At 51.4% G+C, this 5,535-nt stretch carries 6 protein-coding genes; 3 read left to right on the forward strand and 3 right to left on the reverse strand.

Annotated elements, in window-relative coordinates:
• Positions 1 to 76: 76 nt before the first annotated feature.
• The 3 genes from secG to tsaD form a co-directional block, all read right to left on the reverse strand.
• A complete protein-coding gene (gene secG / locus QM529_07350) occupies positions 77 to 472 on the reverse strand; it encodes a preprotein translocase subunit SecG (protein ID MDI9314470.1) in 396 nt (131 codons plus the stop codon).
• 103 nt (positions 473 to 575) lie between these two features.
• The gene (locus QM529_07355) at positions 576 to 1,490 is read right to left on the reverse strand and encodes an NAD(P)H-dependent glycerol-3-phosphate dehydrogenase (GenBank protein MDI9314471.1); all 915 of its coding nucleotides are present in this window, start codon (positions 1,488 to 1,490) and stop codon (positions 576 to 578) included.
• Positions 1,491 to 1,499: 9 nt separating this feature from the next.
• Positions 1,500 to 2,621 (reverse strand): tRNA (adenosine(37)-N6)-threonylcarbamoyltransferase complex transferase subunit TsaD, encoded by a 1,122-nt coding sequence (gene tsaD, locus QM529_07360; GenBank protein MDI9314472.1) that lies wholly within the window; start codon positions 2,619 to 2,621, stop codon positions 1,500 to 1,502.
• On the opposite strand from tsaD, the gene hemC reads away from it, so the two are divergent.
• The 3 genes from hemC (at position 2,605) to QM529_07375 (ending at position 5,255) form a co-directional block, all read left to right on the forward strand.
• Positions 2,605 to 3,600 (forward strand): hydroxymethylbilane synthase, encoded by a 996-nt coding sequence (gene hemC, locus QM529_07365; protein ID MDI9314473.1) that lies wholly within the window; start codon positions 2,605 to 2,607, stop codon positions 3,598 to 3,600. The genes tsaD and hemC overlap by 17 nt on opposite strands.
• A gap of 6 nt (positions 3,601 to 3,606) precedes the next feature.
• The gene (locus QM529_07370) at positions 3,607 to 4,443 is read left to right on the forward strand and encodes a uroporphyrinogen-III synthase (GenBank protein MDI9314474.1); all 837 of its coding nucleotides are present in this window, start codon (positions 3,607 to 3,609) and stop codon (positions 4,441 to 4,443) included.
• Positions 4,444 to 4,571: 128 nt separating this feature from the next.
• The gene (locus tag QM529_07375; protein MDI9314475.1) at positions 4,572 to 5,255 is read left to right on the forward strand and encodes a hypothetical protein; all 684 of its coding nucleotides are present in this window, start codon (positions 4,572 to 4,574) and stop codon (positions 5,253 to 5,255) included.
• The last annotated feature ends 280 nt before the right edge of the window (positions 5,256 to 5,535 follow it).

Below are 5,535 nucleotides of genomic sequence, written 5' to 3' on the forward strand. Positions count from 1 at the left end.
GCTCAAGCAATGCAATGATAGCGCAGATAAATTTGGCGATAATTCTTGCCTCAAGTAGCGAAGCGATAGGCGATAATTATTGCGCTTTAGGTGCAGACGGCGCGGTGTCAAATGGCTTTAAATCATCGGCGGCGGGTGGCGCGCCGGGCAGGGCTGGCACCGATTTTTTATCGGTGCCGGGGGTGGTGGCGGCTGGGGCGGCTGGCGCAGTGTTGTCCAAATCCTTCAATATCGACCTATTGTTTTGCGACCCACGGGTAAATAAAATCGCCAAAATCAGGCTGGTAATCATGAATGCCGTCGCCAAAATGGCGGTGGTGCGGGTTAAAAAATTGGCGGTGCCGCGCACGCTGAACATGCTGTTGCCGCCACCGCCAAAACCCAAGGACCCGCCCTCGCTTTTTTGCAACAGCACAAAAACAATCAATACCAACGCAATAATCGCGTGAATAATCAGTAAAAATGTTATCATCTTCTTTGTTACCTTATGTTACAGGCAATAGCCAATCGCCACCAATTATGCAAGGGCTAAGGGGTGCATTGGGTGAAATTGGCAGATGAGGCAATTATTCTCGCTACTCCCGCGCTGGCATGGGGCGCGATAACAATTGGTGAATCGCCTTATCAACCGATAAACCATCATGCAATACCGCCGCCACGGTGGCAACAATCGGCAGGTCAATGCCCAAGCCAATCGCCCGTGCATTTAATTGCGCCGCGGCGTGATACCCCTCGGCCACGCCGCGTGATTGCGCCAGGGCGTCGCTTATGGTTAAGCCCTCACCCAATTTTATACCCAGCGCGGTGTTGCGCGATTGTGGCGAACCGGCGGTTAATACCAAATCACCCACGCCCGATAGTCCGTAGCAGGTCGTGTCATCGATGCTGGCCGTACCGGCGGATTTTTCCGCCGCCAGTAATTTCCGCATTTCGGCCAGGCCGCGACTGATAAGGGTGGCATAGGCATTTTCCCCCAGTTTTTTACCGCGCGCAATACCAACCGCCACCGCCAGCACGTTTTTCATCACGCCGTTTAATTGCACGCCAATCGCGTCGCGGCTTTTGTATATGCGCCAAAATGGTTGTTGTAATAATTGTTGGCCAGCGGTGATAAGGGCATTGTCATGGCTGGCCAAAACCGAAGCGGTTGGCAATTTTTTTTTCAATTCAAAGGCAAAATTCGGCCCGGCCAAGACAGCAATTGGCGCGGCGGGAAAATATTGCGCGATGATAGCCATCGGCAATTGCCCACGGCTGTTCATGCCCTTCGAAAATAAAATGGTCGGCGGCAGGGTGGTTGTGGTGGCGGCCAAATCGGCGAACACCGAATCATATTCCTTAACCGGCAGGGCGACCAATAAAAAATCGACGCCGCTTAAATTAATTTTATCGCCGCGTTTGATAAGGGTGATGACATTTTCCTTTACCAAAACATCGTGCAACACCATGCCAAAATGGCCGGCACCAACGATTGTGATATTTTTTTTCATGAATTTTTTTTAGGCGGTTTTTACCTGTTGCGTGGTGGCGTTATGTAAATTCTCAAGCGGCCAACGTGGTTGCACCCGCGCCCGCAAATCATGGGTGATGCCTTGCCGCAACATTTCGATACCGGCCCAGGCGATCATCGCGCCATTGTCGGTGCATAAATTAATGGGCGGGGCGATAAGTTCAAAACCATTGTCCTTGGCGGTTTGGTGCAAGTTTTGGCGAATAAATTGGTTGGCCGCCACCCCGCCGACCAGGCAAAAATGATAGGGCGCGATATTCGGGAAATCGTTCTTAAACCGCGCCATCGCCCGTGCCGATTTTTCCCGCAACGATGATGTTATCGCCTGTTGCAGGCTGGCCGCCGCATCGGCCACATGATATTCATTTCGATTGTCGATTTTGTTTTGCAATTTGGTTTTCAGGGCAGTCTTCAAACCCGAAAATGAAAAATCACAATCGGCGGTGCCGCGCATCGGCACGGGCAGGGGGAATTTCTTGGCATCGCCATTTTTTGCCGCCTGCTCAATACTCGGGCCGCCCGGTTGCGCCAGTCCCAGCAACCGCGCCCCCTTATCAAAAACCTCGCCCGCCGAATCATCCAATGTTTCGCCGTATAGAATATAATCTTGCCCGCCATTTTTTGCCTGTGTAACCGCGACCAATTGACAATGGCCACCCGACACCAACAACATTAAATAGGGGAATGTTATATCGGCGTGGCTTAACCGCACCGACAGGGCGTGCGCAGACAGATGGTTGACCGCGATGAAGGGTTTGTTCAATGAAAAACCCAAGGCCTTGCCCAGCACCGCACCAACGATAAGACCGCCAATAAGCCCGGGACCGGTGGTGGCGGCAACCGCGTCGATGTCGCCCGGCGCAATGCCGGCCGCCCGAAATGTTGCCGACAATAATGGCGTTATTTTTTCCAAATGGGCGCGGGCCGCAATTTCGGGCACGACGCCGCCGTAATCGCGGTGTTCGGCAATTTGTGACCAGGTTTGCATCGCCAAGATACGGCCGCCAGCTTTTTTATTTTTCGCCACGTCGGTTGTCATATCTGTTGCCACGTCTGTTACGAGGGCGAGGGATGTTTCATCGCAAGAGGTTTCGATGCCGAGTATTATCATAATAAAACATCTATCATTTTTTATCGATAAAATCTATAAAAGCAAGATGGATGAAAGAAATAAAAAGTCGGGCGACAAAATTATCATCGGCAGTCGCGCCAGCCCGCTGGCCATGGCGCAAAGCAATTTTATCATGGCGGGGTTGCAGGCGGCGAACCCCAACCTAAGTATCGGCATTGAAACCATGACCACCAGCGGCGATAAATTTTTGAACGATAAATTATCGGCGGTCGGTGGCAAGGGGCTTTTCACCAAAGAATTGGACGCCGCTTTATTGGCCGGCAAAATCGACCTGGCGGTTCATTCGTTAAAAGATGTCGAAACAAAATTATCACCGGGGATTTCGATTGTCGCTATCCCCCAGCGCGAGACGCCGTTCGATTGCTTCCTGAGCCGTGATAACCGAAGCCTGCAGGCCATGCCAGCCGGGAGCAAGGTTGGCACGGCGTCACTGCGGCGGCAGGCGTTGTTGAAAAAACATCGCCCTGATATTAAGGTGGTGTTGTTGCGTGGCAATATCAACAGCCGTTTGGAAAAATTGGCGCGCGGCGATATCGACGGCATGGTGTTGGCGCTGGCGGGGTTGAAACGTATCAACCTTGCCAATCGCGTGGCGCAGGTTTTTTCGGCCGAGGATTTTCCCCCGGCACCGGCACAGGGGGCATTGGCGGTGGTGGCGCGAACCGATGACCAAGCCGTTAAAAAAATGCTCGAACCGCTTCATCATGATATAAGCGCAAGGGCGGTGATGTTGGAACGGCAATTTTTGGCCATGCTTGATGGGTCGTGCAAAACGCCGATAGGTTGTTTGGTAAAAATTGACGGCGATAACATGATAGCGACCGGTTTTGTCGCCGACGAAGATTTGTCAAACCCACGGCAAAAAAATATCGTCGGCCCCGTAAGCGATGGCGAAAACATAATGACAAGCCTGGCAGAAATGTTGCGCAAAAAAACATCAGGCGAAGAATTGGCATAGATAGTCATGAACGGGTTGGATTTGCGAAACGCATTATTTATTATCACCCGCCCGGATGAAAGCGGCCAAACCTTAACCGCCCGTTATTTGGCCGATGGTTACGAGGCGGTGCATTTGGCGGTGATGGAATATAAAATTGATAGCAACTTGCCCATCACCACCATCGAACAAAAAATAACCGCCGCGCCGGGCTTGGCCTTTACCTCGGCCAATGGGGTGCGCGCCTTTACCAAAATGCTGGCCAAAAACCACCGAAGTGGCGACAATGCCATCACGCTTGATAAAAAATATATTTTTGCCGTCGGGCCGATGACCGCCGCCGCCATTCAAGAAAAACTTGCCGAAAAAATTCACCCCAATAGGGCGTCCCCCGATGGCGCGAGCGATTTGCCAGGGCTAAAGAATATCATCGTCGCTGGTGGCAATGTTGAGGAATTGGCCAAGGCGATAATCGCGACCTATAAAAACCATGCTTGGCCTAAAGATAAAAACCTGTTGCATATCGGCGCGGCGGCCACCGCGGGGGAGGGGCAGGGCACCGATTTGGTAAGCCGCCTGCGTATGGCCCATATCCCAGCCGAAAAAATCGCCCTGTATGACATGGTGGCGGTTGATGCCATGCCCAGCAACGTGGTGCAAAAAATTTCGCATTACGCGGCGCGCGCGCGCCGGGTGATATTGTTTTTTTCGCCACGCACCGTGGCACTGACCGCCGCATTGTTGCGCCGCCATGGTTTTGCGCCGGCTGATTTTTTTGCCCAATGCCACAGCGCGGCGGTGGCGGCGGCGGCGCGGGACGCCGGTTTTTTGTTGCTGGATAGGGGGCGTGGCTTAACCACCTAACAGGTGGCATTATTATGCAGTCGATAATGGTTGCAACTGGCTTAAAAATTAGCTATTAAAGTCAAATATAAAAAATATTTCAATATTGGTTGTAAAAAACGAATTAAAAATGTTAAGGGGGATTTGAAATGAACAAAAATATTATAAGATGCTGTTTGGCGGTTTTATTGCTCGCGCCGGCCGGTCATGCGCTGGCCAACCCGACGGGCGGGTTTGCCAATATTGCGGCTGAGTTAGGATTTGTCAACGGCGACAGCACGCAAAATGGCAAGCTCAACCTGACCTATGGCATGACAATTGATGGCGGCTATAGCATTAAAAATATTCTGTTGGGTGCGAATGTGGCGATTCAGGTTGCCAATACAATCAAATTGGGCGACACGACATGCACGGTGGTGGGTAAGTCTCAACCCATTGCCTGCTCCAAAACATACAGCAAGGTTTATATCCCCGTCGGGTTTGGTGCCAGTTATAGTTTAGATATTGGTGATGCCTTTCATATTATGCCGGGGCTTTACGGCGGGTTTTTCGTGGTCAATGAAAGCATCATGCTTGAGGCCAGTGGCGATATTGCCCAAATCAATGGCCCGGAATTTACCAGCAAGACCGAATCCTCGACCGCACGTTATTATGGCTTGATTATGCCAACATTGTCGATGGCCATTTCGGTGGGCAGTCGCGGCGAATTAAACATCGGCGGGCGACTCTACATTGTGCCCAATGGGCCGGAAAAACAAACCGCCAGCGATTACACCAATCAAAAGCCATTTATCTATAGCTCGGTAAGCATCGGCTACCGGCAATATTTCTAATTCATTTTAGCTTAAGGCGCGGTTGGCTCATAGCCAATAAAGTTGCGCTGGCTCAGCGCGTTGCGCAATAATTTTTTTACGTTCTAACGCGGAAATTTTTAAACTGCCCGCGATATGCCTAAGCATATCGCCAAAAAATACTTACGTCCTAACCCGGAAGTTTTTAAACTGCCACGGGTCGGAATCATCGCGGTCCTCGGGGAATAAATTGGTGCGGTTTTTCAGCGGCGTCCAATCGCTGTATTTGCCAACCATGTCGCCGAGGTAGGGGATGGTGATT

This window comes from Hydrotalea sp. (assembly GCA_030054115.1).
Taxonomy (GTDB): Bacteria; Pseudomonadota; Alphaproteobacteria; order JASGCL01; family JASGCL01; genus JASGCL01.